Raw genomic sequence first — 24,154 nt, forward strand, 5'->3', positions numbered from 1 at the left:
GTCATGGCGATGCGCTGGTACGTGGTTCACGTCTATTCCGGTTTTGAAAAGAAGGTTTCCCAGTCGATCCGCGAAAAGGCCGCCCAGAAGGGTCTGGACGAACTTTTCGAAGAGATCCTGGTCCCGACCGAAGAGGTCGTCGAGGTTCGCCGCGGCGCCAAGGTCAATGCCGAGCGGAAGTTCTTTCCCGGCTATGTCCTGGTGAAGATGGAGCTGACCGACGACACCTGGCATCTGGTCAAGAACACGCCGAAGGTCACCGGCTTCCTGGGCGGCGGCGGCAAGCCCCAGCCCATCAGCCAGCGTGAGGCCGAGCGCATCATTCATCAGGTGCAGGAAGGCTTCGAGCGGCCCAAGCCCTCCATCAGCTTCGAGGTGGGCGAACAGGTCCGGGTGTCCGATGGTCCCTTCACCTCCTTCAACGGTATCGTGGAAGAGGTGGACGAAGAAAAGGCCCGGCTCAAGGTGGCGGTGTCCATCTTCGGGCGTTCCACCCCGGTGGAACTGGAATACGCCCAGGTCGAAAAGGTCTGACGGGGGTTGGCGGTGGCGCCCCAATGATGCGCAGCCCCGCCGGTTCCTGAACAATCCGTTGTTATCCTGCCAGCCGAGGGTTTCGTCCCCCGGCTGGTATCTTCCGTGGGAGGCCCGCCATAGCCTGACCACGGGAACCCTGCGGTGGACGGTGTTGCGCCGGCCCCGCCCTTGGAGGTTGTGACATGGCAAAGAAGATTGTCGGTTACATCAAGCTGCAGGTTCCGGCCGGCAAGGCGAATCCCTCGCCGCCCATCGGTCCGGCGCTCGGTCAGCGCGGCTTGAACATCATGGAATTCTGCAAGGCGTTCAACGCCCGCACGCAGGATCTGGAAGTCGGCATGCCGATCCCGGTGGTCATCACCGCGTACGGCGACCGTACCTTCACCTTCGTCACCAAGACCCCGCCGAACAGCTACTTCCTCAAGAAGGCCGCCGGCATCACCAGCGGGTCGCAGACCCCCGGCAAGGGCGGCTTCGCGGGCAAGGTCACCATGACCCAGATCCGCGAAATCGCCCAGAAGAAGATGGCGGACCTGAACGCCCACGACATCGAGGCGGCCGCCAAGATGATCGTCGGCTCGGCCCGTTCCATGGGTCTCGAAGTGGTGGAGGGCTGATCCAATGGCGAAGCTGGGCAAGCGTCTGAAGAAGGCCTACGAGGCCGTCGATCGTGATGCCTTCTACGGCCTGACCGATGCGGTCAAGCTGGTGAAGGGCAACGCCGTCGCCAAGTTCGATGAAACCATCGAAATCGCCATGAACCTGGGCATCGATCCCCGTCATGCCGACCAGATGGTCCGCGGCGTGGTGAACCTGCCCCACGGCACCGGCAAGACCGTGCGCGTGGCCGTGTTCGCCAAGGGTCCGAAGGCCGACGAGGCTCTGGCCGCCGGCGCCGACATCGTGGGCGCCGACGATCTGGCCGAGAAGATCCAGGCCGGCACCATGGATTTCGACCGCTGCATCGCCACCCCGGACATGATGGGCGTGGTCGGCAAGCTGGGTAAGATCCTGGGCCCGCGCGGCCTGATGCCGAACCCGAAGCTGGGCACCGTCACCATGAACGTCGGCGACGCCGTGAAGGCCGCCAAGGCCGGTGCGGTGGAGTTCCGTGCGGAAAAGACCGGCATCGTGCATGCCGGCGTTGGCAAGGCGAGCTTCTCGGAAGAAGCGCTGGCCGACAACATCCGCGCCTTCATCGACGCCATCACCCGCGCCAAGCCGTCGGGGGCCAAGGGCACCTACATTGAAAAGGTGTCGCTGTCCTCGACCATGGGTCCGGGTCTGAAGCTCGACATCCCCAGCCTCAGCGCCCAGGCGTAAGGCTGTTTTTGAGAGATTTATCGCCGCCCCGGCGACGGGGCGGCGGTGAAGCGGGTGGGGGCGACCCCGCCCGGCCCTGTCCGAGACCGCTGGTGCCGATGGGTTCCATTCCCAAAGGCTTAATCACCGCCCGCGCAGACAGGAGTGGAAACCGGATTTCACGGGGGTTTGTTCCCCCTTCGATAACCGGCTTGTGCTTCTGGGACAGGTAGCGAACCGGGCAATCCCTGACTTATTGGGAAAGCCCTCATGTGACCCTCGTGCATGGAGGCGATCCGTGGATCGTACACAAAAGGAAGCGACGATCGCGGACCTGCATTCGAAGCTGCAGGATGTGTCCGTTGTGGTGGTGACCCATCATCTCGGCCTCACGGTGGCGGAAGTCACCGATCTGCGTGTGAAGATGCGGGCCGCTGGCGCCAGCTTCAAGGTGACGAAAAACCGGCTCGCCCGCCGCGCCCTGAAGGGCACTCAGTTCGAAGGCATCGACGGCCTGTTCAAGGGCCCGACGGCGATCGCTTTTTCGAAGGACCCGGTGGCGGCCGCCAAGGTGGCGGCTGACTACGCGAAGTCCAACGACAAGCTGGCGATCATCGGCGGCAGCCTGAACGGCGCCGAGCTGAACGCGGAAGGGGTCAAGGCTCTCGCCACCCTGCCGTCGCTGGACGAACTGCGTGCGAAGATCGTGGGCATGATCCAGACCCCGGCGACCCGTATCGCCGGTGTGCTGCAGGCTCCGGGCGGCCAAGTCGCCCGCGTGCTGTCGGCCTACGCCAAGAAGGACGAGGCGGCCTGAGCCGCTCTCTCATCGCTCGATATCAATCCCAGAAACACTTGCTGTTTGGAGTAGAAAATGGCTGATCTGCAGAAGCTCGTCGAAGACCTGTCGGCCCTGACCGTTCTGGAAGCCGCTGAACTGTCGAAGCTGCTCGAAGAGAAGTGGGGCGTCTCCGCCGCCGCTCCGGTGGCCGTCGCCGCCGCCGGCCCGGCCGCTGCCGCCGCCCCGGTCGAAGAGCAGACCGAATTCACGGTGATCCTGGCTGACGCCGGCGACAAGAAGATCAACGTGATTAAGGAAGTCCGCGCCATCACCGGCCTGGGCCTGAAGGAAGCCAAGGACCTGGTCGAAGGCGCCCCGAAGCCGGTCAAGGAAGGCGTGTCGAAGGAAGACGCCGCCAAGATCAAGAAGCAGCTTGAAGAAGCTGGCGCCAAGGTGGATGTTAAGTAAGATCGCCTTGCTGCGATACGGATCTGATATATCCACGCCGACGGCGGCCTGCTCCCCCGGAAACGGGGGGCCGGTCGCCGCGCGGCGTTTTTGCCTGCACCGGACGGGGCGCACCCCGTGCGGCCTTTGCCGTCTCCGCGACGGAGGCGGATTCCGCGCTCGGCTCAGTCATCCCTCTCCGGCCGGGAGGCTCTGACCGCCATGAGCGCACACACGGACAGACGTTTGGGGACATCCATGGCCAAATCCTTTACGGGTCGTAAGCGTGTTCGCAAGAGCTTCGGGCGCATCCCGGAAGTCACCCAGATGCCGAACCTCATCGAGGTTCAACGAAGCTCCTACGACCACTTCTTGCAGATGGACGTGCCGCCCGAAAAGCGCGCGAACCTGGGGCTGCAGGAAGTCTTCCGCTCGGTGTTCCCCATTAAGGATTTCTCCGACCGCGCCGTTCTCGACTTCGTGCGCTACGAGCTTGAGCAGCCGAAGTACGACGTGGAAGAGTGCCAGCAGCGCGGCATGACCTTTGCCGCCCCGCTCAAGGTAACCCTGCGCCTGTCCGTCTTCGACGTGGAAGAGGACACCGGCCTGAAGTCCATCCGCGACATCAAGGAGCAGGACGTCTACATGGGCGACATGCCCCTGATGACGGCCAACGGCACCTTCATCATCAACGGCACCGAGCGCGTCATCGTCTCCCAGATGCACCGTTCGCCGGGCGTGTTCTTCGACCACGACAAGGGCAAGACCCATTCGTCGGGCAAGTACCTGTTCGCCGCCCGTGTGATCCCCTACCGCGGCTCCTGGCTCGATTTCGAATTCGACGCCAAGGATCTGGTGTACGTGCGTATCGACCGCCGCCGCAAGCTGCCGGCCACCACGCTGCTGTTCGCGCTGGACGGCGCCGATACCGAGACGCTGCGCGCCAACCGCAAGTCCGCCGGCAAGGATCTGCTGCCCTATGAGGCGCAGGGCATGGCGAAGGAAGAGATCCTCGGCTATTTCTACGACACCATCACCTATTCGCGTGCTCCGGGCGGGTGGAAGACCCCGTTCTCGGCCGAGCGCATGAAGGGTGCCAAGCTGGTGTCGGATCTGGTGGACGCCAACACCGGTTCCGTGGTCGCCGAAGCCGGCGCCAAGATGACCCCGCGCCTGATCAAGAAGCTGGTGGAAGGCGGCCTGACCGACCAGCTCGTCTCGACCGAGGAGCTGACCGGGCGCTATCTGGCCGTTGACATCATCAACGAGCAGACCGGCGAGGTGCTGTACGAGGCCGGCGACGAACTGTCGGCCCAGGATCTCGACAAGCTGGAGCACATGGGGGTCGATCAGATCCCGGTGCTGGCCATCGACCATCTGAACGTCGGCGCCTACATCCGCAACACCATGGCGGCGGACCGCAACGCCAGCCGCGAAGACGCGCTGATCGACATCTACCGCGTCATGCGTCCCGGCGAGCCGCCCACGCTCGAATCGGCGGAAGCACTGTTCAACGGCCTGTTCTTCGACAGCGAGCGCTACGATCTGTCGGCGGTGGGGCGTGTGAAGATGAACGCGCGCCTGAACTTCCAGACCGAGGATACCATGCGCGTCCTGCGCAAGCAGGACATCATGGAAATCCTGAAGGTTCTGGTGAACCTGAAGGACGGCCGCGGCGAAATCGACGACATCGACCATCTGGGCAACCGCCGTGTGCGCTCGGTGGGCGAACTGATGGAAAACCAGTACCGCGTCGGCCTGCTGCGCATGGAGCGCGCGATCCGCGAGCGCATGTCGTCGGTCGAGATCGACACGGTGATGCCGCACGATCTGATCAACGCCAAGCCCGCCGCCGCGGCGGTGCGCGAGTTCTTCGGCTCGTCGCAGCTGTCGCAGTTCATGGACCAGACCAACCCGCTGTCGGAAATCACCCACAAGCGCCGTCTGTCGGCGCTCGGGCCGGGCGGTCTGACCCGTGAGCGCGCGGGCTTCGAAGTCCGCGACGTGCACCCCACCCACTATGGCCGCATCTGCCCGATTGAAACGCCCGAAGGGCCGAACATCGGTCTGATCAACTCGCTGGCGACCTATGCCCGCGTCAACCAGTACGGCTTCATCGAAAGCCCGTACCGCAAGGTGGACAACGGCCGCGTCACCGACGAGGTGGTGTACCTGTCGGCGATGGAGGAAGGTCGCTACGTGGTGGCCCAGGCCAACGCCGAGCTGGACGAGAACAACCGCTTCGCCAACGATCTGGTGTCGTGCCGCCAGGGCGGCGAATACCTGATGTTCCGGCCCGAGGCGATCCACCTCATCGACGTGTCGCCCAAGCAGCTCGTCTCCGTCGCCGCGGCGCTGATCCCGTTCCTTGAGAACGACGACGCCAACCGCGCGCTGATGGGCTCGAACATGCAGCGTCAGGCGGTGCCGCTGGTGAAGGCCGACGCGCCTCTGGTGGGCACCGGCATGGAAGCCACCGTCGCCCGCGACAGCGGCGTGACCATCGTCGCCAAGCGTTCCGGCATCGTCGATCAGGTTGACGCCACCCGCGTCGTGATCCGCGCCACCGACAACGCGTCGGCCACCGCACCGGGCGTGGACATCTACAACCTGCTGAAGTTCCAGCGTTCCAACCAGAACACCTGCATCACCCAGCGTCCGCTGGTGAAGGTGGGCGACCGCGTGCTGGCCGGCGACATCATCGCCGACGGCCCCAGCACCGAGCTGGGCGAACTGGCGCTCGGCCGCAACGTGCTCGTCGCGTTCATGCCGTGGAACGGCTACAACTTCGAAGACTCGATCCTCATCAACGAGCGCATCGTGAAGGACGACGTGTTCACGTCGATCCACATCGAAGAGTTCGAGGTGATGGCCCGCGACACCAAGCTGGGCCAGGAGGAAATCACCCGCGATATTCCCAACGTGGGTGAAGAGGCGCTGAAGAACCTCGACGAGGCCGGCATCGTCTATATCGGTGCCGAGGTGCGTCCGGGCGACATTCTGGTGGGCAAGGTCACGCCGAAGGGCGAAAGCCCGATGACGCCGGAAGAAAAGCTGCTGCGCGCCATCTTCGGTGAAAAGGCCTCCGATGTCCGCGATACCTCGCTGCGTCTGCCGCCGGGCGTGACCGGCACGGTGGTGGAAGTGCGCGTCTTCTCCCGCCGCGGCGTGGACAAGGACGAGCGCGCCATGGCGATCGAGCGCGCGGAAATCGAGAAGCTGGCCAAGGACCGCGACGACGAACGCGCGATCCTGGAGCGCAGCTTCTATACCCGCCTGAAGGAGATCCTGCTGGGTCAGACCGGTCAGGGCGGCCCGCGCGGCTTCAAGGCCGGCGACGTCATCACCGAGGAAACCCTGGCCCAGTACACCCGCGGCCAGTGGCGTCAGATTTCCGTGGCCGACGAAAAGTCCATGGAGATCGTCGAGAACCTGTCCAAGGTGTTCGACGAATCGATCCAGGCGCTGCAGAACCGTTTCGAGAACAAGGTCGAGAAGCTGCAGCGCGGCGACGAGCTGCCGCCCGGCGTGATGAAGATGGTCAAGGTCTTCGTCGCGGTGAAGCGCAAACTGCAGCCCGGCGACAAGATGGCCGGCCGTCACGGCAACAAGGGTGTGGTCTCCCGCATCATCCCGCAGGAGGACATGCCCTATCTGGAGGACGGCACCCCGGTCGATCTGGTGCTGAACCCGCTGGGCGTGCCGTCGCGCATGAACGTCGGGCAGATTCTGGAAACCCACCTGGGCTGGGCGTCCGCCGGCATCGGCAAGCAGATCTCCAAGGCGCTGGACCAGTACCGTCTGGCCATCAAGCAGAACGCGGAATCCCTGGCGCCGCAGCGCCTGGAGGATCTGCGCGGCAAGCTGAAGGATGCCTACGGCGACCGGATCTACGGCGAGACCATCGCCGACCTGTCCGACGGCGAGGTTCTGGAACTGGCCGGCAACCTGCGCAAGGGCGTGCCGTTCGCCACCCCCGTCTTCGACGGGGCGCGTGAAGACGACATCTGCCACCATCTGGAGATGGCCGGCATGCACCGGTCCGGTCAGGTCACCCTGATCGACGGGCGCACCGGCGAGACGTTCGACCGCAAGGTCACCGTCGGCTACATCTACATGCTGAAGCTCCATCACCTGGTGGACGACAAGATCCACGCCCGCTCCATCGGCCCGTACAGCCTCGTCACCCAGCAGCCGCTGGGCGGTAAGGCGCAGTTCGGTGGTCAGCGCTTCGGTGAAATGGAAGTGTGGGCGCTGGAAGCGTACGGTGCGGCGTACACGCTCCAGGAAATGCTCACGGTCAAGTCGGACGACGTGTCGGGCCGTACGAAGGTCTACGAGGCCATCGTCCGCGGCGACGACAATTTCGAGGCGGGCATCCCGGAATCCTTCAATGTGCTTGTGAAGGAACTGCGGTCGCTCGGCCTCAACGTCGAACTGAACCAGCGCACCTACTAAGGTTGGTGCCGAGAACCGCCGATGGGCCGGGATCACCCGGCCCATCGGCGGCACGTCCTTTTTCCGACAACGCGGCGGTTGCCAGCGGGAGACGGTCATGAACGAGTTGATGAATATTTTTGGCCAGGTTCAGGGTCCGCAGAGCTTCGATCAGATCCGCATTCAGATCGCCAGCCCTGAGCGGATCCGCTCCTGGTCGTTCGGCGAGATCAAGAAGCCGGAAACCATCAACTACCGCACTTTCAAGCCGGAGCGCGACGGTCTGTTCTGCGCCCGGATCTTCGGGCCGATCAAGGATTACGAATGCTTGTGCGGCAAGTACAAGCGCATGAAGTACCGCGGCATCATCTGCGAAAAGTGCGGCGTGGAAGTGACCCTCTCGAAGGTCCGCCGCGAGCGCATGGGCCACATTGAGCTGGCCTCGCCCGTCGCGCACATCTGGTTCCTGAAGTCGCTGCCCTCGCGCATCGGCCTTCTGCTCGACATGACGCTGAAGGATCTGGAGCGCATCCTCTATTTCGAAAACTACGTCGTCATCGAGCCGGGCCTGACGCCGCTGAAGCTGCACCAGCTTCTGTCGGAAGAAGAGTTCATGAACGCCCAGGACGAGTACGGCGAGGATTCCTTCACCGCCTCCATCGGTGCCGAAGCGCTGCGCATCATGCTGTCGGCGCTGGACATGGAAGAGGAAAAGCGCAACTGCCGTGAGGAGCTGCGCGAGACCGCCTCGGAGGCCAAGCGCAAGAAGCTGGTGAAGCGGCTGAAGCTGATCGACGCCTTCATGTCGTCGCAGTCGCGCCCCGAATGGATGATCCTGGAAGTGATTCCGGTGATCCCGCCGGAACTGCGCCCGCTGGTGCCGCTGGACGGCGGCCGGTTCGCCACCTCGGACCTGAACGACCTGTACCGCCGCGTCATCAACCGCAACAACCGTCTGAAGCGGCTGATCGAGCTGAAGGCGCCCGACATCATCGTGCGCAACGAAAAGCGCATGCTGCAGGAAGCCGTTGACGCGCTGTTCGACAACGGCCGCCGTGGCCGCGTCATCACCGGCGCCAACAAGCGCCCGCTGAAGTCGCTGTCGGACATGCTGAAGGGCAAGCAGGGCCGTTTCCGTCAGAACCTGCTCGGCAAGCGCGTGGATTACTCGGGCCGTTCGGTCATCGTGGTCGGCCCGGAGATGAAGCTGCATCAGTGCGGCCTGCCGAAGAAGATGGCGCTGGAGCTGTTCAAGCCGTTCATCTACGCCAAGCTCGAACTCTACGGTCTGGCCTCCACCATCAAGGCCGCCAAGCGGATGGTGGAAAAGGAACGTCCCGAGGTGTGGGACATCCTGGAAGAGGTCATCCGCGAGCATCCGGTGATGCTGAACCGCGCGCCGACGCTGCACCGTCTGGGCATCCAGGCGTTCGAGCCGGTGTTGATCGAGGGCAAGGCGATCCAGCTTCACCCGCTGGTCTGCACCGCCTTCAACGCCGACTTCGACGGCGACCAGATGGCGGTGCACGTGCCGCTGTCGCTGGAAGCCCAGCTCGAAGCGCGCGTGCTGATGATGTCCACCAACAACATCCTGTCGCCCGCCAACGGCAAGCCGATCATCGTGCCGTCCCAGGACATCGTGCTGGGTCTCTATTACATCACGCTCGACCGTCCGGGTGAGCCGGGCGAGGGCATGGTGTTCGCCAATGTGGCGGAGATCGAGCAGGCGCTGCACGCCAAGGCGGTCACGCTCCAGGCCCGTATCAAGGCGCGCTACAAGGGTGTCGATGCCGAAGGCAAGCGGATCACCACCATCGTGGAGACCACGCCGGGCCGGATGCTGCTGTCGGAAATCCTGCCGCGCAACCCCAACGTCCCGTTCTCGTTGATCAACCGCCTGCTGACCAAGAAGGACATCGGCAACGTCATCGACGCCGTGTACCGCCACTGCGGTCAGAAAGAGACGGTGATCTTCGCCGACCGGCTGATGAAGCTGGGCTTCGGCCATGCCTGCCGCGCCGGCATCTCGTTCGGCAAGGACGACATGGTGATCCCGGCGGCCAAGGAAAAGCTGGTCAACGAGTCCAAGGACCGGGTGAAGGAATACGAGCAGCAGTACCTGGACGGTCTGATCACCCAGGGCGAAAAGTACAACAAGGTCGTGGACGTCTGGTCGGAGTGCACCGAAAAGGTCGCCACCGAGATGATGAAGGCCATCTCCACCACCGAGCCGGGCAAGCCCGTCAACTCGGTGTACATGATGGCCCACTCCGGTGCCCGCGGCTCGGCGGCGCAGATCCGTCAGCTCGCCGGCATGCGCGGCCTGATGGCCAAGCCGTCGGGCGAGATCATCGAGACGCCGATCATCTCGAACTTCAAGGAAGGCCTGACCGTGCTGGAGTACTTCAACTCCACCCACGGTGCCCGTAAGGGTCTGGCCGACACCGCGCTGAAGACGGCGAACTCCGGTTACCTCACCCGCCGTCTGGTGGACGTGGCCCAGGACGCCATCATCGTCGAGCACGATTGCGGCACCACCAAGGGCATCACCGTCAAGGCGGTGATCGAAGGCGGCGAGGTCATCTCCCCCTTGAGCGAGCGCCTGCTGGGCCGGACCGCGGTCGGCGACGTGATCGACCCGCTGAACGGCGAGCTGATCATCGAGGACGGCGGCCTGATCGAGGAAGCCACCGTGGACCGCATCGAGCGGTCGGGCATCGACAGCGTGATGATCCGCTCGGTCCTGACCTGCGAGACCCGCGACGGCGTGTGCGCCAAGTGCTATGGCCGCGATCTGGCCCGCGGCACGCTGGTGAACACCGGCGAAGCGGTGGGCGTCATCGCCGCCCAGTCGATCGGTGAGCCGGGCACGCAGCTCACCATGCGCACGTTCCACATCGGTGGTGCGGCGCAGCGCGGTGCGGAACAGAGCCAGGTGGAGGCGGCGTTCAACGCCACGGTGCGGATCAACAACCGCACGGTGGTTATCAACTCCTCCAACATTCCGGTGGTGATGGGCCGCAATTGCGAAATCATCCTGCTGGACGAGCAGGGCCGCGAACGGGCGCGTCACCGTGTGCCGTACGGTGCCAAGCTGCTGGCCGATGATGGGGCGAAGGTCGAACGCGGCCAGAAGCTGGCCGAGTGGGATCCCTACACCCTGCCGATCATCACCGAGCGCGAGGGTACGGCCCGCTACGTCGATCTCGTGGAGGGTATCTCCATGCGTGAGGTGGTCGATGAGGCCACCGGCATCTCGTCGAAGGTGGTGGTGGACTGGCGCCAGCAGCCCCGCGGCGCCGATCTGAAGCCGCGCATCGCCCTGTTCGACTCGACGGGTCAGGCGGTGAAGCTGCCCAACGGCATGGAAGCCCGCTACTTCCTGTCGGTGGACGCCATTCTCTCCATCGAGAACGGCTCCCAGGTCCGGGCCGGTGACGTGCTGGCGCGTATCCCGCGTGAGTCGTCCAAGACCCGCGACATCACCGGCGGTCTGCCGCGCGTGGCCGAACTGTTCGAAGCCCGCCGTCCGAAGGACTTCGCCATCATCTCCGACCTCGACGGCCGGGTTGAGTTCGGCAAGGACTACAAGACCAAGCGGCGCATCGTGGTGCGCAACGACGAATCGGGGGATGAGCGCGAGTATCTGATCCCGAAGGGCAAGCACATCTCGGTGCAGGAAGGCGACTACGTTCAGCGCGGCGACCTGCTGATGGACGGCAACCCGGTGCCGCACGACATCCTGTCGGTGATGGGGGTGGAGGCGCTGGCCAACTACCTCATCAACGAAATCCAGGAGGTCTACCGGCTCCAGGGCGTGAAGATCAACGACAAGCACATCGAGGTGATCGTCCGCCAGATGCTGCAGAAGGTCGAGATCACGGATGCCGGCGAAACCACCTTCCTGGTGGGCGAGCAGGTGGACCGTCAGGAGTTCGACGAGGAGAACGAGAAGACCATCCGCGAAGGGCTGAAGCCCGCCGACGGCAAGCCGGTGCTCCAGGGCATCACCAAGGCCAGCCTGCAGACGCGCTCCTTCATCTCCGCGGCGTCGTTCCAGGAAACCACCCGCGTCCTGACCGAGGCGGCGGTGTCGGGCAAGACCGACAACCTGGAAGGTCTGAAGGAAAACGTCATCGTCGGGCGTCTGATCCCCGCCGGCACCGGCTCGGTGGTCAACCGTCTGAAGCAGATCGCCGCCGACCGCGACCGCGCCAACGCGGTGGGCGAGGGCGGCGATGTGCCGGCCCTGCCGGGGCAGGATGAAAGCAGCGCCGCCTGATCCCCAGGCGGTCTGCCGCAGTGAGTTGAACGGGGCGCTCCGGTAACGGAGCGCCCCGTTTTCTTTGACCGGATTCGCATGCTTATGCAGGCAATTGCCTCGAACATCATTTGTGCTACACTCCATCCGTGCGGAGGAGGGGTGTCATGAGCGATACCGAGTTGAAGCGGTTGATCGGCTCACTGATTGAGCTTGTCCAGGATCAGTCGAACCGGATGGCGACCAAGGACGACATCGCAGCCTTGACGATGCGGGTCGATTCCATCGAATCGCGGATGGCCACAAAGGACGACATCGCCAACATGGCGACAAAAGATGACATTGCCAACATGGCGACAAAAGATGACATCGCCAACATGGCCACCAAGGATGACCTCGCGCACATGGTGACGAAGGACGATCTTGCCGCCATGGAAGCCCGTTTGGAGGCGAAGATCGACCATCTCAGCCGGCGGACGGCGGACCTGATCCAGAAGGACCGCGGCGATATCGCCGAACTGCGTGGTGCTCTCGACATGCTGGGCAAGCGTTTCGATGCCATCATCCGTCCGGCGGCGGAATAGAGTCACGGATTCACCACCGGGACGTCATCAAACCGGCATCGCCGCCCTTGACGGGCCAAACCGCCGCACCTATAGTCCGCGAACCTTACGCACAGGCAGGTTGGGCGCTCTGCGCCGGGTCAGCCATCGTGTGACGGTGCCATAGCCGCACCCGAGTTTTTTCGGACGGCGCTTGTTGAACGGTCCCGCACGAGGCGGTCAACGCTTCGCGGCGGGATTTTGCATCATCCGGCCTGTGCCGGATGTCAGACACAGCGTCCGGCCTTGCCGGACGGCGACAGAGGAATGAAGGGCAGATATGCCGACGATCAATCAGTTGATCCGTAAGCCGCGCGAGCCGCTCGCCGCGCGCAACAAGGTTCCGGCGCTGGAGGCGTGCCCGCAGAAGCGTGGCGTTTGCACCCGCGTGTACACCACCACGCCGAAGAAGCCGAACTCGGCCCTTCGTAAGGTCGCCCGCGTGCGCCTGACCAACGGTTTCGAAGTGACCTCGTACATTCCTGGTGAGGGTCACAACCTCCAGGAACACTCGGTCGTCATGATCCGCGGCGGCCGCGTCAAGGACTTGCCCGGTGTGCGTTACCACATCATCCGCGGCACGCTCGATACCCAGGGCGTGAAGGACCGGAAGCAGCGTCGTTCGAAGTACGGCGCGAAGCGTCCGAAGTAATCAGCGTCCGAAGTTAAGGAGTATAGGCGATGTCCCGTCGTCGTCGCGCCGAGAAGCGTGAAGTTCTGCCGGATGCCAAGTTTGGCGACCGCGTTATCACCAAGTTCATGAACTGCCTGATGCTGGACGGCAAGAAGTCGGCCGCCGAGCGGATTGTGTACGGTGCCCTGACCCGCATCGAAACGAAGACCAAGAACGACCCCGTTCAGGTCTTCCACGATGCTCTGGGCAACGTGAAGCCGCACCTGGAAGTGCGTTCCCGCCGCGTCGGCGGTGCGACGTATCAGGTTCCGGTGGAAGTGCGTTCCGACCGCGCCCAGGCTCTGGCCATCCGCTGGCTGATCAACGCCGCCCGCGGCCGTTCGGAAAACACCATGACCGAGCGTCTGTCCGGTGAGCTGCTGGATGCCGCCTCCCAGCGCGGCACCGCGGTCAAGAAGCGTGAAGATACCCATCGTATGGCGGAAGCCAACAAGGCCTTCTCGCACTACCGCTGGTAATAACGTCTGCCTGAGACACGTCACATCATGCCGCGTTCCCATCCACTCGACCGTTATCGCAATATCGGCATCATGGCTCACATCGATGCCGGTAAAACGACGACGACCGAGCGGATTCTGTACTACACCGGCAAGTCCTACCGCATGGGCGAGGTGCACGAAGGCACCACGGTCATGGATTGGATGGAGCAGGAGCAGGAACGCGGCATCACCATCACGTCGGCGGCGACGACGTGTTTCTGGCGCGACCACCGCATCAACATCATCGACACGCCGGGGCATGTGGATTTCACCATCGAGGTGGAACGCTCGCTCCGGGTGCTCGATGGTGCCGTGGCGGTCTTCGACTCGGTTGCGGGCGTCGAGCCCCAGACCGAAACCGTGTGGCGGCAGGCGGACAAGTACCGCGTGCCGCGCATGTGTTTTGTGAACAAGATGGATCGTGTCGGCGCGGATTTCTTCCGCACCGTGGACATGATCCGTGACCGGTTGGGCATTGCCCCGCTGGTGCTTCAACTGCCCATCGGCAGTGAGCAGAATTTTACCGGCGTCGTCGATCTCGTGGAGAATCGCGCGGTCGTCTGGAAGGAAGAGACGCTGGGGGCGGAGTTCGCCACCACCGACATTCCCGACTCGATGAAGGAAGCCGCCGCCCATTGGCGCGGCAAGCTGATCGAAGCGGCGGTGGAGATGGACGAGGCGGCTACCGACGCCTTTTTGGAAACCGGCGCTCCGCCGGATGCCGCTGCGTTGAAGGCATTGATCCGTAAAGGCACCATCGGTTTCCACTTCGTGCCGGTCCTGTGCGGCGCCGCGTTCCGCAACAAGGGGGTCCAGCCCATGCTGGACGCCGTGGTGGATTATCTGCCCTCCCCGCTGGACATCGGCCCGGTTGCCGGGCATGCGCCCGGTGGCGAACGTGCCGAGCGGGCCGCCGACGATGCCGCTCCTTTCGCCGGTCTGGCGTTCAAGGTCATGAACGATCCGGTGGCCGGCAGCCTGACCTTCGTGCGCGTCTACTCCGGCCATGTCACCGCCGGGGACCACGTGCTGAACGCCGGCAAGGGACAGGGCGAACGGCTGGGCCGGATGCTGCTGATGCACGCCAACACCCGCGAGGAGATCCGCGAGGCGTTCGCCGGCGACATCGTGGCCTTCGCCTCGCTGCAGAACACGGTGACCGGCGACACCCTGTGCGCGCCCGAGTCGCCCATTGTGCTGGAGCGCATGGAGTTCCCGGAGCCGGTGATCGAGATCGCCGTGGAGCCGCGGACCCAGGCCGACCATGACCGCATGGCGCAGGCGCTGCAAAAGCTGGCGCAGGAAGACCCCTCCTTCCGCGTGGCCGTCAACCCCGAGAACGGGCAGACGGTCATCAAGGGCATGGGGGAGCTGCACCTGGAGGTCATTGTTGACCGCATGAAACGCGAGTTCAAGGTGGAGGCCGACGTCGGCGCGCCGCAGGTGGCGTACCGCGAGACCATCACCGGGCGCGCGGACGTTGATTATACCCACCGCAAGCAGACGGGCGGGGTGGGGCAGTTCGCCCGGGTCGTGCTGGCGTTCAAGCCGCTGGCTCCCGGCGAGGGCTTCCGCTTCGTCAACCGCCTTGCCGGCGATGCCCAGGTGCCGAAGGAATTCGTCACCGGCGTGCGCGCCGGGCTGGAGGCCGCGGTCAACGGCGGTGTGGTGGCCGGTTTCCCCGTCATCGACATGCAGGTCGATCTGACGGACGCGGAAACCCACGATGTGGATTCCTCCGCCCTGGCTTTCGATCTCGCGGCGCGCACGGCGTTCCGCGAGGGGATGGTCAAGGCAGGGCCGGCGCTCCTCGAACCGATCATGCGGGTCGAGGTGCTGACGCCGGATGAGTATCTGGGCGACCTTATCGGCGATCTGAACAGCCGCCGGGGTCAGATCAACGGCATGGACGCGCGGGGCAATGCCCAGGTCATTACCGCCGCCGTGCCGCTGGCCGCTATGTTCGGGTACGTCAACAGCCTGCGCTCCATGAGCCAGGGACGTGCCCAGTATTCCATGCAGTTCGACCACTATGAGCCGGTGCCGCAGGCCATCGCTGATGCCATTCGGGCAAAGCTGGCCTGATTGACCGCAAGAATCGCGAAAAACGGAGAGTAGTTATGGCTAAGGCCAAATTCGAGCGGAACAAGCCGCACTGCAACGTCGGCACCATCGGCCACGTGGACCATGGCAAGACGTCGCTGACCGCGGCGATCACCAAGGTTCTGGCTGAAAAGGGCGGTGCGACCTTCACCGCCTACGACCAGATCGACAAGGCGCCGGAAGAAAAGGCGCGCGGCATCACCATCTCCACCGCGCACGTGGAATACGAGACGGACAACCGTCACTACGCCCACGTGGACTGCCCCGGCCACGCCGATTATGTGAAGAACATGATCACCGGTGCCGCGCAGATGGACGGCGCGATCCTGGTGTGCTCGGCCGCCGACGGCCCGATGCCGCAGACCCGCGAACACATCCTGCTGGCCCGTCAGGTGGGCGTGCCCGCCATCGTCGTCTTCCTGAACAAGGTGGACATGGTGGACGATCCCGAGCTGCTGGATCTGGTCGAGCTGGAAGTGCGCGAGCTGCTGTCCTCGTACAACTTCCCCGGCGACGACATTCCGATCGTCAAGGGCTCGGCCCTGTGCGCCCTGGAAGACCGCAGCCCCGAAATCGGCCGCGACGCCATCCTGGCGCTGATGGCCGAGGTGGACCGCTACATCCCGCAGCCGGAACGCCCGGTTGACCGTCCGTTCCTGATGCCGATCGAAGACGTGTTCTCGATCTCCGGCCGCGGCACCGTGGTGACCGGCCGCGTCGAGCGCGGGATCGTCAAGGTCGGCGAGGAAGTGGAAATCGTCGGCCTGAAGGCCACCGTGAAGACCACGGTGACCGGCGTCGAAATGTTCCGCAAGCTGCTCGACCAGGGCCAGGCCGGCGACAACATCGGCGCGCTGCTGCGCGGCACCAAGCGTGAAGACGTCGAGCGCGGCCAGGTCCTGGCGAAGCCCGGCACCATCACCCCGCACACCAAGTTCAAGGCCGAAGCCTACATCCTGACCAAGGAAGAAGGCGGCCGCCACACCCCGTTCTTCTCCAACTACCGGCCGCAGTTCTACTTCCGCACCACCGACGTCACCGGTCAGGTCGTCCTGCCGGAAGGCACCGAGATGGTGATGCCCGGCGACAACGTCGCCGTGGAAGTCCACCTGATCGCCCCCATCGCCATGGACGAAGGTCTGCGCTTCGCCATCCGCGAGGGTGGCCGCACCGTCGGCGCCGGCGTTGTTGCCAAGATCATCGAGTGATGGTATAAGCCCGCTTCTGACGCCGGGGTGTCTGCCCCGGCGTCAGCGCGTTTAAGGAACCGACCCGCCATGGATAACCAGAACATTCGGATTCGCCTGAAGGCGTTCGATCATCGCGTGCTCGACCAGTCGACCAGCGAGATCGTGAGCACCGCCAAGCGGACCGGCGCGCGCGTGCGGGGGCCGATCCCTCTGCCGACGCTGATCGAAAAGTTTACCGTGAACCGTTCGCCGCACATCGACAAGAAGTCGCGCGAGCAGTTCGAGATCCGGACCCACAAGCGTCTGCTGGACATTGTGGACCCGACTCCCCAGACGGTCGATGCGCTGATGAAGCTGGACCTCGCCGCCGGTGTGGACGTCGAGATCAAGCTCTAAAGTTGTTTTCGGGTAAGGGACCTCTCCGATAGTGGCGGATGTCCCTGGTCAGGAGATAAAAGTATGCGATCCGGTTTGATCGCGCAGAAACTCGGCATGACCCGCATCTTCACCGATGAGGGCGAGCATGTGCCGGTGACTGTGCTGAAAGTTGACGGCTGCCAGGTCGTCGCTGTGCGCACCGAAGAAACCGACGGCTACACCGCGGTCCAGCTTGGTGCTGGCACCATCAAGGTGAAGAACGTCACCCAGCCGCTGCGCGGGCATTTCGCCAAGGCGCGCGTGGAACCCAAGCGCAAGCTCGTGGAATTCCGAGTCGACGCCGATGCGCTGATCGAAGTCGGTGCCGAGCTGTCGGTGGCCCATTTCGTCCCCGGCCAGTTCGTGGACGTGACCGGCACCTCGATCGGTAAGGGTTTTGCCGGCGGCATGAAGCGCTGGAACTTCGGCGGTCTGCGTGCGTCGCACGGCGTGTCGGTGTCCCACCGCTCGCACGGTTCGACGGGTAACCGTCAGGATCCCGGCAAGGTCTTCAAGAACAAGAAGATGGCCGGCCATCTCGGCGACGAGAAGGTGACGGTTCAGAATCTGAAGGTCGTCTCGGTGGACGAGGCGCGCGGCATCATCCTGGTCAAGGGTGCCGTCCCCGGCGCCGAAGGCGGCTGGGTGAAGATCCGCGACGCTGTGAAGAAGAAGCAGGAAGGCCTGCCGTTCCCGGCCGCCATCAAGGCGCAGCCGGCGGCTGAGGCTCCCGCCGAGTCGCAGGAGTAAGTCCCAATGAAGGCGACCATTAAGAATCTGAGCAACGAGGCCGTCGGCGAGATCGAGCTGTCCGACGCGATCTTCGGTCTGCCGGTTCGCACCGACATCCTGCACCGCATGGTCAACTGGCAGCTGGCCAAGCGCCGCGCCGGCACGCACAAGACCAAGGGCATCAGCGAAATCAGCGGCTCCACCAAGAAGCCGTACCGCCAGAAGGGCACGGGCCGTGCGCGTCAGGGTTCGACCCGCTCGCCCCAGTTCCGCGGCGGTGCGACCATCTTCGGGCCGGTGGTGCGCAGCCACGAGCACGATCTGACCAAGAAGGTCCGCAAGCTCGCCCTGAAGACGGCTCTGTCGGCCAAGGCGGCTGACGGCAAGCTGATCGTTCTGGACGCGGCCGCGGCCGAATCGCACAAGACCAAGGAACTGGCGGCTCGCTTCGCCACGATGGGCCTGACGTCGGTGCTCATCATCGACGGCGCCAACCTGGACGAAAACTTCGTCCGCGCTTCGCGCAACATCCCGCTGGTGGATGTGCTGCCGGAGCAGGGCGCCAACGTCTATGACATTTTGCGCCGCGACACGCTGGTCCTGACCCGCAACGCGGTCGAGCAGCTGGAGGCTCGTCTGAAATGAGCAAGCAGTCGAAACCTGCGGTGAGCCGCGAGCGGATGTACGACCTGATCGTCGCTCCCGTCATCACCGAGAAGTCGACCTTGGGTTCGGAGCACAACCAGGTCACCTTCCGCGTCCCTCTCTCGGCCACCAAGCCGGAGATCAAGGCGGCGGTCGAGGGTCTCTTCAACGTCAAGGTGAAGGCGGTCAATACCCTGATCGCCAAGGGCAAGACGAAGCGCTTCCGCGGTATCGTCGGCTATCGCTCGGACGTGAAGAAGGCGGTTGTGACGCTCGCCGAGGGTCACAAGATCGACGTGACCACGGGCATCTGAGCGGGAGTGTGATCCGATGGCATTGAAGCAATTCCGGCCGATTACCCCGTCCCTGCGCCAGCTGGTCATCGTCGACCGCTCGGAGCTGTGGAAGGGCAAGCCGGTCAAGGTTCTGACCGAAGGTCTGAGCAAGAGCGGCGGCCGCAACAACACCGGCCGCATCACCGCCCGCCGTATGGGGGGTGGTCACAAGCGCGTCTATCGTCTGGTGGATTTCAAGCGCCGCAAGTTCGGCGTGCCGGCCACCGTCGAGCGGATCGAATACGATCCGAACCGCACCGCCTTCATCGCGCTCATCAAGTACGCGGATGGCACGCTCTCCTACATCCTGGCTCCGCAGCGCCTGAAGGCCGGCGATGTGGTCGTCGCGGGTGAGAAGGTGGACGTGAAGCCCGGCAACGCGATGCCGCTGAAGAACATCCCCGTCGGCACCATCGTCCACAATGTGGAACTGAAGGCCGGCAAGGGTGGTCAGATCGCGCGCTCGGCTGGCACCTACCTCCAGCTGGTGGGCCGCGACAGCGGCTATGCCCAGCTGAAGCTTCCCTCGGGTGAGCTCCGCATGGTCCGCGGCGAGTGCATGGCCACCATCGGTGCCGTGTCGAACCCCGACCAGCTGAACATCAACCTGGGTAAGGCCGGCCGTGCCCGGTGGCTGGGGCATCGCCCCGCCGTCCGCGGTGTCGCCATGAACCCGATCGACCACCCGCACGGTGGTGGTGAAGGCCGGACCTCGGGTGGCCGTCATCCCGTCACGCCCTGGGGCAAGCCGACCAAGGGCAAGAAGACGCGCAGCAACAAGAAGACGAACGGACTCATCATCCGTCGTCGCACGAAGTAAGGAGGCCGGACCGTGGCGCGTTCCGTTTGGAAGGGTCCGTTCGTTGACGGCTATCTGCTCAAGAAAGCCGACAAGTCGCGGGCCAGCGGCCGTAACGAGATCATCAAGATCTGGTCCCGGCGTTCGACCATCCTGCCGCAGTTCGTGGGTCTCACGTTCGGCGTCTACAATGGCCACAAGTATCTGCCGGTCCTGGTGACCGAGCACATGATCGGCCACAAGTTCGGCGAGTTCGCTCCGACGCGCACCTTCTATGGTCACGCGGCGGACAAGAAGGCGAAGAGGAAGTAAGCCATGGGCAAGCCCTCCAACCCCAGCCGGATCGCGGTGAACGAGGCGATTGCCTCGTCCCCCATGATCCGCACCAGCCCGCGCAAGCTGAACCTCGTCGCCCAGTTGATCCGCAACAAGGACGCCTCGCGCGCCCTGGCGGACCTGACGTTCTCGAAGCGCCGTATTTCGGGTGAGGTCAAGAAGGTTCTCCAGGCGGCGATCGCCAACGCGGAGAACAATCATCAGCTCGACGTGGACCGTCTGTACGTCGCCATCGCGACCGTCGGCCGCGCCATGGTGATGAAGCGTTTCCACGCCCGCGCGCGCGGCCGTGGCGCTCGGGTCGAGAAGCCGTTCTCCAACCTGACGATCATCGTGCGCGAGCGCGAAGAAGCCGCCGAAGGGGCCGAGTAAGATGGGTCAGAAAGTCAATCCGATCGGGCTGCGCGTCGGCATCAACCGCACGTGGGACAGCCGCTGGTTCGCGGGCAAGGATTATGCCGGCCTGTTGCACCAGGATCTGAAGCTGCGTGAATTCCTGCAGAAGCGTCTGGCCCAGGCCGGGTGCTCACGTGTGGTGATCGAGCGTCCCGCCAAGAAGGCGCGCGTCACCATCCACTCCGCCCGTCCCGGCGTGGTGATCGGCAAGAAGGGCGCCGACATCGAAAAGCTGCGGGGCGAGCTGGCCAAGATGACCGGCAGCGAGGTCAGCCTGAACATCGTCGAAATCCGCAAGCCGGAAATCGACGCCAAGCTGATCGCCGAGAACATCGCCAGCCAGCTGGAACGCCGTGTGGCCTTCCGCCGCGCCATGAAGCGCGCGGTGCAGTCGGCCATGCGTCTGGGCGCGCTCGGCATCCGGATCAACTGCTCCGGCCGTCTGGGCGGTGCGGAAATCGCCCGTATGGAGTGGTACCGCGAAGGCCGCGTGCCGCTGCATACCCTGCGCGCCGACATCGATTACGGTGTGGGCACGGCCAAGACCACCTATGGCACCTGCGGTGTCAAGGTGTGGGTGTTCAAGGGCGAGATCATGGCCCACGACCCGATGGCCCAGGACAAGCGCATGGCCGGCGATGCGGTGAACACGGACGGCGAACAGCCGCAGCGCCGTGAACGCCGTGACCGCGACCGCGATCACGACCGTGGCGGCCGCGAGCGCCGCGAGCGCGCTGAGCGCGAGTGAGGGGTTTGACCGATGCTTTCTCCGAAGCGTACGAAATACCGTAAGGCCCACAAGGGCCGGATCAAGGGCAACGCCAAGGGCGGCACCCAGCTCAACTTCGGTGCCTACGGCCTGAAGGCCCTGGAGCCGGAGCGGATCACGGCGCGTCAGATCGAAGCGGCCCGCCGCACGATCACCCGCCACATCCGCCGTCAGGGCCGCGTGTGGATCCGCATTTTCCCGGATCTGCCCGTTTCCCAGAAGCCGGCCGAAGTCCGCATGGGTTCCGGTAAGGGTTCGCCCGAGTACTGGGCGGCCCGCGTGGCCCCCGGCCGTATCATGTTCGAGCTGGACGGTGTGCCCTACGAACTCGCCAAGCGCGCGTTCGAACTGGCCGCCGCCAAGCTGCCGATCAAGACCAAGTTCGTGACCCGCCTCGGCGGTGAAGAGGTGGCGGCATGAAGACCGAAGACATCCGCTCCAAGAGCGCGGACGAGCTGAACGATCAGCTCCTCCAGCTCAAGAAGGAACAGCTGAACCTGCGCTTCCAGAAGGCCTCCGGCCAGCTGGAAAACACCGCGCGGGTCAATGCCGTGCGTCGCGACATCGCGCGCATCAAGACGATCCTCGGCGAGCGCGCCCGCGCCGCCGCGGCCTCGAAGTAAGGAGGGCGATCGATGCCTCGCCGCGTTTTGCAGGGCACGGTGGTCAGCGATAAGTGCGACAAGACGGTGATCGTTCTTGTCGAGCGTCGCGTGATGCACCCCGTCTACAAAAAGTTTATCCGTCAGTCGAAAAAGTACGCCGCCCACGACGAAGGTAATGCGTTCAAGGTGGGTGATAGTGTACAGATCATCGAGTGCCGCCCGCTGTCCAAGCGCAAGCGCTGGATGGTCGTGACGGAGTCCGCCGCCACTGGCGGCGCCGCCTGATAGAGAAAGGTACCAACCATGATCCAGATGCAAACCAACCTGGAAGTCGCCGACAACAGCGGGGCGCGCCGGGTGCAGTGCATCAAGGTGCTTGGCGGGTCGAAGCGGAAGGTTGCCTCGGTGGGCGACATCATTGTCGTCTCCGTGAAGGAAGCCATTCCGAAAGGCCGCGTCAAGAAAGGTGACGTGCACCGTGCCGTCATCGTCCGCACCGCCAAGGAACTGCGTCGTGAAGACGGCTCCGCGATCCGGTTCGACCGGAACGCCGCTGTTCTGATCAACAAGCAGGGCGAGCCGATCGGCACCCGTATCTTCGGGCCGGTCACCCGTGAACTGCGCGCCAAGAAGTTCATGAAGATCATCTCGCTGGCGCCGGAGGTGCTGTGATGGCGTTCAAGGTTAAGACCAAGGACAAGGTCGTCGTCCTGACCGGCAAGGATAAGGGCAAGACGGGTGAAGTCCTGAAGGTTTTCCCCAAGGAGAACCGCGTCGTGGTGCAGGGCGTCAACGTTGTGAAGAAGCACACTCGTGCCTCGGCCCGCTCGGAAGGCGGTATCGTCGAGGTCGAGGCGTCGATCCACGCGTCGAACGTCGCCCACATCGATCCCAAGGACAGCAAGCCGACCCGCGTCGGCTTCAAGGTTCTCGAGGATGGCCGCAAGGTGCGTGTCGCCAAGCGGTCCGGCGAGATCATTGATCGGTAAGGACCGGACCAATGGCTGCACGTCTCAAAGAACTTTATGATTCCAAGATCCGCTCCGCGCTGAAGGAAGAGTTCGGTTACACGAACGATTTCCAGGTGCCGGTTCTTGAGAAGATCATCATCAACATGGGCGTCGGCGAAGCCGTCGGCGACTCCAAGAAGATCCAGCTGGCGGCTGGCGAACTCCAGGCGATCTCCGGCCAGAAGCCGGTGATCACCCGTTCGCGCAAGTCCATCGCCCAGTTCAAGCTGCGCGAAGGCATGGCCATCGGGTGCAAGGTCACGCTGCGCCGTGACCGCATGTACGAATTCCTGGACCGTCTTGTCACCATCGCGCTGCCGCGCGTTCGCGACTTCCGCGGCATCCCGGGCAACAGCTTCGATGGCCGTGGCAACTATGCCATGGGCGTGAAGGAGCAGATCATTTTCCCGGAAATCGATTACGACAAGATCGATCAGATCCGTGGCATGGACATCATTTTCGTGACGTCCGCGGGGACCGACAAGGAAGCCAAGGCTCTCCTGAAGGCCTTCCAGATGCCGTTCGTGAACTGATCGAGCAGGAGCAAGAACCCATGGCCAAGACCAGCTCCGTCGAAAAGAACAAGCGGCGGATGAAGATGGCAAAGCAGTTCGCGAACAAGCGCGCGAAGCTGAAGTCCATCGCCAAAGATCCCTCGGTGTCGCCGGAAGACCAGTTTGCTGCCCGCCTCAAGCTGGCCGAACTGCCGCGCAATTCGTCGAAGACCCGTATTCGGAACCGGTGCGAACTGACCGGCCGTCCGCGGGCCTTTTATCGTAAGTTTAAGCTGTCGCGCATCGCGCTGCGGGAACTGGCCTCGACCGGCCAGATCCCCGGCATGGTGAAGTCGAGCTGGTAAGGAGGACCGCAAGATGGCTTTGAGCGATCCCCTCGGCGATATGCTGACCCGCATCCGTAACGGACAGCAGGCCCGCATGGCGTCTGTGGAAAGCCCGGCTTCCAAGCTGCGCACCACTGTCCTGGAAGTCCTCAAGCGCGAAGGCTACATCCGTGGCTATTCCGAAGAGGAAGTGCGTCCGGGTATCCGCAATCTGAAGATCGAGCTGAAGTACCACGAAGGCGAGCCTGTGATTAAGCAGATCGCCCGTGTGTCGAAGCCCGGCCGCCGCGTGTACTCCAAGATCGCCGACCTGCCCCGTGTCTTCAACGGCCTCGGCATCGCGATCCTGTCCACGCCGCGCGGCGTGATGTCCGACAACGAGGCCCGCACCGCCAACGTCGGCGGTGAGGTTCTCTGCCGCGTCTTCTAAGGAGAG

28 protein-coding genes are annotated in these 24,154 nt (G+C 64.0%); all 28 read left to right on the forward strand.

The features are described 5' to 3' along the window. The first annotated feature begins 3 nt into the window (after positions 1-3). A complete protein-coding gene (gene nusG / locus M2352_RS05785; RefSeq protein ID WP_264663543.1) occupies positions 4-534 on the forward strand; it encodes a transcription termination/antitermination protein NusG in 531 nt (176 codons plus the stop codon). A gap of 185 nt (positions 535-719) precedes the next feature. After that, positions 720-1,154 carry a 50S ribosomal protein L11 gene (gene rplK / locus M2352_RS05790; protein WP_264663544.1) on the forward strand — a complete coding sequence of 145 codons (435 nt, stop codon included), beginning with the start codon at positions 720-722 and terminating at the stop codon, positions 1,152-1,154. Positions 1,155-1,158: 4 nt separating this feature from the next. Next, positions 1,159-1,860 carry a 50S ribosomal protein L1 gene (gene rplA / locus M2352_RS05795; protein ID WP_264663545.1) on the forward strand — a complete coding sequence of 234 codons (702 nt, stop codon included), beginning with the start codon at positions 1,159-1,161 and terminating at the stop codon, positions 1,858-1,860. Between the two features lie 277 nt (positions 1,861-2,137). Further along, positions 2,138-2,656, forward strand: coding sequence for a 50S ribosomal protein L10 (gene rplJ / locus M2352_RS05800; RefSeq protein WP_264663546.1), 519 nt, complete (start codon positions 2,138-2,140; stop codon positions 2,654-2,656). A gap of 57 nt (positions 2,657-2,713) precedes the next feature. Then, positions 2,714-3,088, forward strand: coding sequence for a 50S ribosomal protein L7/L12 (rplL, locus tag M2352_RS05805; protein ID WP_264663547.1), 375 nt, complete (start codon positions 2,714-2,716; stop codon positions 3,086-3,088). 237 nt (positions 3,089-3,325) lie between these two features. Further along, the gene (rpoB, locus tag M2352_RS05810; protein WP_264663548.1) at positions 3,326-7,525 is read left to right on the forward strand and encodes a DNA-directed RNA polymerase subunit beta; all 4,200 of its coding nucleotides are present in this window, start codon (positions 3,326-3,328) and stop codon (positions 7,523-7,525) included. Positions 7,526-7,622: 97 nt separating this feature from the next. Then, complete coding sequence (gene rpoC / locus M2352_RS05815; protein ID WP_264663549.1) at positions 7,623-11,786, forward strand: DNA-directed RNA polymerase subunit beta'; 4,164 nt, start codon at positions 7,623-7,625, stop codon at positions 11,784-11,786. Positions 11,787-11,932: 146 nt separating this feature from the next. Beyond that, on the forward strand, positions 11,933-12,349 hold the full coding sequence (locus tag M2352_RS05820; protein ID WP_264663550.1) for a hypothetical protein: 417 nt from the start codon (positions 11,933-11,935) through the stop codon (positions 12,347-12,349). A 298-nt stretch (positions 12,350-12,647) separates the two neighbouring features. Next, complete coding sequence (gene rpsL, locus M2352_RS05825; protein WP_109121864.1) at positions 12,648-13,019, forward strand: 30S ribosomal protein S12; 372 nt, start codon at positions 12,648-12,650, stop codon at positions 13,017-13,019. 29 nt (positions 13,020-13,048) lie between these two features. After that, positions 13,049-13,519, forward strand: coding sequence for a 30S ribosomal protein S7 (gene rpsG / locus M2352_RS05830; protein ID WP_264663551.1), 471 nt, complete (start codon positions 13,049-13,051; stop codon positions 13,517-13,519). 27 nt (positions 13,520-13,546) lie between these two features. Further along, positions 13,547-15,625, forward strand: coding sequence for an elongation factor G (gene fusA / locus M2352_RS05835; protein ID WP_264663552.1), 2,079 nt, complete (start codon positions 13,547-13,549; stop codon positions 15,623-15,625). 35 nt (positions 15,626-15,660) lie between these two features. Continuing rightward, the gene (tuf, locus tag M2352_RS05840; protein WP_264663541.1) at positions 15,661-16,851 is read left to right on the forward strand and encodes an elongation factor Tu; all 1,191 of its coding nucleotides are present in this window, start codon (positions 15,661-15,663) and stop codon (positions 16,849-16,851) included. A gap of 69 nt (positions 16,852-16,920) precedes the next feature. Beyond that, on the forward strand, positions 16,921-17,229 hold the full coding sequence (gene rpsJ / locus M2352_RS05845) for a 30S ribosomal protein S10 (RefSeq protein WP_264663553.1): 309 nt from the start codon (positions 16,921-16,923) through the stop codon (positions 17,227-17,229). Between the two features lie 63 nt (positions 17,230-17,292). After that, positions 17,293-18,000 (forward strand): 50S ribosomal protein L3, encoded by a 708-nt coding sequence (gene rplC / locus M2352_RS05850; protein WP_264663554.1) that lies wholly within the window; start codon positions 17,293-17,295, stop codon positions 17,998-18,000. Between the two features lie 6 nt (positions 18,001-18,006). After that, positions 18,007-18,627 (forward strand): 50S ribosomal protein L4, encoded by a 621-nt coding sequence (rplD, locus tag M2352_RS05855; protein WP_264663555.1) that lies wholly within the window; start codon positions 18,007-18,009, stop codon positions 18,625-18,627. Beyond that, complete coding sequence (locus tag M2352_RS05860; protein WP_264663556.1) at positions 18,624-18,941, forward strand: 50S ribosomal protein L23; 318 nt, start codon at positions 18,624-18,626, stop codon at positions 18,939-18,941. Before rplD ends, M2352_RS05860 begins: the two co-directional genes overlap by 4 nt. 16 nt (positions 18,942-18,957) lie before the next feature. Further along, positions 18,958-19,782: a 50S ribosomal protein L2 gene (gene rplB / locus M2352_RS05865; RefSeq protein ID WP_264663557.1), complete on the forward strand. Its 825-nt coding sequence runs from the start codon at positions 18,958-18,960 to the stop codon at positions 19,780-19,782. A gap of 12 nt (positions 19,783-19,794) precedes the next feature. Further along, positions 19,795-20,073: a 30S ribosomal protein S19 gene (gene rpsS, locus M2352_RS05870; RefSeq protein ID WP_264663558.1), complete on the forward strand. Its 279-nt coding sequence runs from the start codon at positions 19,795-19,797 to the stop codon at positions 20,071-20,073. Positions 20,074-20,076: 3 nt separating this feature from the next. After that, on the forward strand, positions 20,077-20,469 hold the full coding sequence (gene rplV / locus M2352_RS05875; RefSeq protein WP_264663559.1) for a 50S ribosomal protein L22: 393 nt from the start codon (positions 20,077-20,079) through the stop codon (positions 20,467-20,469). A gap of 1 nt (position 20,470) precedes the next feature. After that, entirely contained in the window at positions 20,471-21,241 is a 771-nt protein-coding gene (gene rpsC, locus M2352_RS05880) for a 30S ribosomal protein S3 (protein WP_264663560.1), read from the forward strand. A gap of 12 nt (positions 21,242-21,253) precedes the next feature. Further along, positions 21,254-21,682, forward strand: coding sequence for a 50S ribosomal protein L16 (gene rplP / locus M2352_RS05885; protein WP_264663561.1), 429 nt, complete (start codon positions 21,254-21,256; stop codon positions 21,680-21,682). Further along, entirely contained in the window at positions 21,679-21,885 is a 207-nt protein-coding gene (gene rpmC / locus M2352_RS05890) for a 50S ribosomal protein L29 (protein WP_264663562.1), read from the forward strand. Before rplP ends, rpmC begins: the two co-directional genes overlap by 4 nt. Before the next feature lie 12 nt (positions 21,886-21,897). Continuing rightward, positions 21,898-22,152 (forward strand): 30S ribosomal protein S17, encoded by a 255-nt coding sequence (gene rpsQ / locus M2352_RS05895; RefSeq protein WP_264663563.1) that lies wholly within the window; start codon positions 21,898-21,900, stop codon positions 22,150-22,152. Between the two features lie 18 nt (positions 22,153-22,170). Continuing rightward, positions 22,171-22,539 carry a 50S ribosomal protein L14 gene (gene rplN / locus M2352_RS05900; protein WP_264663564.1) on the forward strand — a complete coding sequence of 123 codons (369 nt, stop codon included), beginning with the start codon at positions 22,171-22,173 and terminating at the stop codon, positions 22,537-22,539. Continuing rightward, a complete protein-coding gene (gene rplX, locus M2352_RS05905) occupies positions 22,536-22,856 on the forward strand; it encodes a 50S ribosomal protein L24 (RefSeq protein WP_264663565.1) in 321 nt (106 codons plus the stop codon). The genes rplN and rplX overlap by 4 nt, the downstream gene beginning before the upstream one ends. Before the next feature lie 11 nt (positions 22,857-22,867). Continuing rightward, entirely contained in the window at positions 22,868-23,410 is a 543-nt protein-coding gene (rplE, locus tag M2352_RS05910; RefSeq protein WP_264663566.1) for a 50S ribosomal protein L5, read from the forward strand. Between the two features lie 20 nt (positions 23,411-23,430). Next, complete coding sequence (gene rpsN / locus M2352_RS05915; protein WP_264663567.1) at positions 23,431-23,736, forward strand: 30S ribosomal protein S14; 306 nt, start codon at positions 23,431-23,433, stop codon at positions 23,734-23,736. Between the two features lie 13 nt (positions 23,737-23,749). Further along, positions 23,750-24,148 carry a 30S ribosomal protein S8 gene (gene rpsH, locus M2352_RS05920; protein WP_264663568.1) on the forward strand — a complete coding sequence of 133 codons (399 nt, stop codon included), beginning with the start codon at positions 23,750-23,752 and terminating at the stop codon, positions 24,146-24,148. Positions 24,149-24,154: the final 6 nt, after the last annotated feature.

Origin of the sequence: Azospirillum fermentarium, from assembly GCF_025961205.1 — a bacterium.
In the GTDB taxonomy this organism is placed as follows: Bacteria; Pseudomonadota; Alphaproteobacteria; order Azospirillales; family Azospirillaceae; genus Azospirillum; species Azospirillum fermentarium.

Coding starts and splice junctions, on each gene's coding strand:
- nusG (WP_264663543.1), top strand. CDS start 4: ATGGCGATGCGCTGGTACGTGGTTCACGTCTATTCCGGTTTTGAAAAG.
- rplK (WP_264663544.1), top strand. CDS start 720: ATGGCAAAGAAGATTGTCGGTTACATCAAGCTGCAGGTTCCGGCCGGC.
- rplA (WP_264663545.1), top strand. CDS start 1,159: ATGGCGAAGCTGGGCAAGCGTCTGAAGAAGGCCTACGAGGCCGTCGAT.
- rplL (WP_264663547.1), top strand. CDS start 2,714: ATGGCTGATCTGCAGAAGCTCGTCGAAGACCTGTCGGCCCTGACCGTT.
- rpoB (WP_264663548.1), top strand. CDS start 3,326: ATGGCCAAATCCTTTACGGGTCGTAAGCGTGTTCGCAAGAGCTTCGGG.
- rpoC (WP_264663549.1), top strand. CDS start 7,623: ATGAACGAGTTGATGAATATTTTTGGCCAGGTTCAGGGTCCGCAGAGC.
- M2352_RS05820 (WP_264663550.1), top strand. CDS start 11,933: ATGAGCGATACCGAGTTGAAGCGGTTGATCGGCTCACTGATTGAGCTT.
- rpsL (WP_109121864.1), top strand. CDS start 12,648: ATGCCGACGATCAATCAGTTGATCCGTAAGCCGCGCGAGCCGCTCGCC.
- rpsG (WP_264663551.1), top strand. CDS start 13,049: ATGTCCCGTCGTCGTCGCGCCGAGAAGCGTGAAGTTCTGCCGGATGCC.
- fusA (WP_264663552.1), top strand. CDS start 13,547: ATGCCGCGTTCCCATCCACTCGACCGTTATCGCAATATCGGCATCATG.
- tuf (WP_264663541.1), top strand. CDS start 15,661: ATGGCTAAGGCCAAATTCGAGCGGAACAAGCCGCACTGCAACGTCGGC.
- rpsJ (WP_264663553.1), top strand. CDS start 16,921: ATGGATAACCAGAACATTCGGATTCGCCTGAAGGCGTTCGATCATCGC.
- rplC (WP_264663554.1), top strand. CDS start 17,293: ATGCGATCCGGTTTGATCGCGCAGAAACTCGGCATGACCCGCATCTTC.
- rplD (WP_264663555.1), top strand. CDS start 18,007: ATGAAGGCGACCATTAAGAATCTGAGCAACGAGGCCGTCGGCGAGATC.
- M2352_RS05860 (WP_264663556.1), top strand. CDS start 18,624: ATGAGCAAGCAGTCGAAACCTGCGGTGAGCCGCGAGCGGATGTACGAC.
- rplB (WP_264663557.1), top strand. CDS start 18,958: ATGGCATTGAAGCAATTCCGGCCGATTACCCCGTCCCTGCGCCAGCTG.
- rplV (WP_264663559.1), top strand. CDS start 20,077: ATGGGCAAGCCCTCCAACCCCAGCCGGATCGCGGTGAACGAGGCGATT.
- rpsC (WP_264663560.1), top strand. CDS start 20,471: ATGGGTCAGAAAGTCAATCCGATCGGGCTGCGCGTCGGCATCAACCGC.
- rplP (WP_264663561.1), top strand. CDS start 21,254: ATGCTTTCTCCGAAGCGTACGAAATACCGTAAGGCCCACAAGGGCCGG.
- rpmC (WP_264663562.1), top strand. CDS start 21,679: ATGAAGACCGAAGACATCCGCTCCAAGAGCGCGGACGAGCTGAACGAT.
- rpsQ (WP_264663563.1), top strand. CDS start 21,898: ATGCCTCGCCGCGTTTTGCAGGGCACGGTGGTCAGCGATAAGTGCGAC.
- rplN (WP_264663564.1), top strand. CDS start 22,171: ATGATCCAGATGCAAACCAACCTGGAAGTCGCCGACAACAGCGGGGCG.
- rplE (WP_264663566.1), top strand. CDS start 22,868: ATGGCTGCACGTCTCAAAGAACTTTATGATTCCAAGATCCGCTCCGCG.
- rpsN (WP_264663567.1), top strand. CDS start 23,431: ATGGCCAAGACCAGCTCCGTCGAAAAGAACAAGCGGCGGATGAAGATG.
- rpsH (WP_264663568.1), top strand. CDS start 23,750: ATGGCTTTGAGCGATCCCCTCGGCGATATGCTGACCCGCATCCGTAAC.